The sequence below is a fragment of the Micromonospora sp. CPCC 206060 genome (genome assembly GCF_036906895.1).
Lineage (GTDB): Bacteria > Actinomycetota > Actinomycetes > Mycobacteriales > Micromonosporaceae > Micromonospora.
On record NZ_JBAKHU010000189.1, the window covers coordinates 1 to 2,234 of the forward strand.

Consider the following 2,234-nt stretch of genomic DNA (forward strand, 5'->3'; position numbering starts at 1 on the left):
CCGACAGGGCCGCGTACACCTCACCCGGGGACACGTCGAACCCGATCTCGGTCTTCTGGAGCAGCACCGCGCTCTCGTCGAGCCGGTTGATCCGGGGCCCGGCGTAGGCCAGCCGGTTGACCAGCGCCCGGTGCGGGACCAGGGCACCCTTGGGCTGGCCGGTCGAACCGGAGGTGTAGATGACGTAGCAACCGCTGTCCGGGCCGGTGGCCGATCGCGGGTCGGTGGCCGGCTGGTCGGCCCAGACGGACGGCTGGTCCAGCAGCACCACGGTGGCGTCGACCGCCGGGAGTTGCGCCCGCAGCTCGGCGGTGGTCAGCAGCACCGGAGCCGCCGCGTCAGCCAGCAGGAACGCCAACCGCTCCGCCGGGTACGACGGATCCAACGGCAGGTACACCCCACCCGCCTTGTGCACCGCCAGCATCGCCTGGATCTGCTCCACCGACCGGTGCGCACACACCCCCACCAGTACCTCCGGACCAACCCCCAACTCCCGCAGGTGATGGGCCAACCGGTTAGCCGCCGCGTTCAACTGCCCGTAGGAGAACGACACCCCCTCACAGGTCACCGCGACCGCATCCGGCCGCCGCGCCGCCTGCGCCTCGAACGCCGCCGGCACGTACCCACCGATTTCGGTGGTGTCGCCACCCGACCAGTTCAGGATGTCGTCGCGCTCCCCCGCCGGCAGGCGAACGGCGACCGCGTCCCCGTCCGGGTCGGCCACCATCGCCGCGAGCACCTGACGGAACATCGCCCCGATCCGGGTCAGCGCGGCCGGGCCGAAGACGTGGCTGTCGGCGACCAGGTCGAGGAAGCCGCTGGCGGCGGTCACCTGGAGGGCGAACTCGGTGCCACCCTCACCGGCGATGGCCTCGAAGTCCACCGAGTCGTCGGTCATCACGCCGGAGCGGCGGAACTCGGTGTAGTCGAAGACCACGTCGATCGGGCGGGATCCGGCGTCCGCCATCCGCTGCACCGCCGGCAACGGGTACCGCCGGTGCGGCCACAACTCCACCTCCCGGTCGAACACCGACCGCACCAACTCCCGCCACGAACCCGCACCACGCGCAAACCCGAACGGCAGGATGTTGATGTACATCCCGTGCACCCGCTCCGCACCCCGCACCTCCGGCCGCGCGTCACACACCAACCCGGTGTAGAACCGCCGCTGATCCGTGAGCTGGCTCATCACCTTCAGGTGCGCCGCGTGCAGCACCGCCTTGGGCGACACGTCGAGGGCGGAGGCGAGGGTACGCAACCGCTGCTCCAGGTCCTGGTAGCTGACCCGGGTACGGAGGCTCTCCCGGGGCGCGTCCACCCGGCCCCAGCCCTCCGGGGTGGCGAACCGGGCGTACCCGGCGGTGATGCCCCGCCAGTACGCCTCGTCGGTGCCAGCGGACAGGGACGCCAGTTCGGCGGCGACGAAGTCGGCGTACCGGACCGCGACCGGCTCCGGTGACTCGGGCACCATGCCGACGCTGCGCCGCTCGTAGCAGCCGAGCAGCTCCACCAGGAGGTTGTTCAGGTCCCAGCCACCGGTGACCAGGTGACTCAGCGCCACGGTCAGCCACCAGCCGTGGTCGTCGGTGCGGTGCGCGGAGACCCGCAGCAGCGGCGCCGGCTGTTCCGGGTCGAAGGGGCGGGCCCGCTCGGTGTCGACGTACGCCCGCAGCCGGGCCTCGATGTCGTCGCCGCTCAGGTGGGACACCGTGACGTCGACCGGCACCTCGGCGTGCACGAGCTGCATCGGCACCGAGTGCCGGGTGAGGTCGAACGAGGTGCGCAGCGTCTCGTGCCGGCCGACCACGTCCCGGACCGCCCGGCGCAGCGCGTCGGCGTCGAAGCCTCGTCCACTGTGTACCCGGAAGCAGCGGACGATGTGGTAGAGCGACTTCGCCGGCTCCTTCTGGATCTCCACGGCCATGCCGACCTGGGCCTGCACCGCCGGGTACGCGTCCGCGAGGCCGTCCGGGAGCAGGGCGCGGTCCTCGGCGCTGATCAGGCTGAACGGGGCGACCGCCTGGAACGCCGGTACCGCCTCGGCGGTGTCCTTCGCGGCGAGATGGGCGGCGAGCGCGGCGACGGTGCGGTGCAGGAAGACGTCGCGTACCGCCACACCGAGGCCGGCTGAGCGGAGGGCGCCGACCAGGGCGACCGCCCGCAGGGAGTCACCGCCGAGGTCGAAGAAGCTGTCGGTGGTGCTGACCCGGTCCAGGTTCAACACCTGGCACCAG

General features: G+C 71.9%; 1 protein-coding gene. It reads right to left on the bottom strand.

What is annotated here, in order from left to right:
• A partial coding sequence (locus V6U90_RS33130; protein WP_334445074.1) for an AMP-binding protein occupies nt 1-2,224 on the bottom strand: 2,224 nt, incomplete at its 3' end.
• Nucleotides 2,225-2,234: the final 10 nt, after the last annotated feature.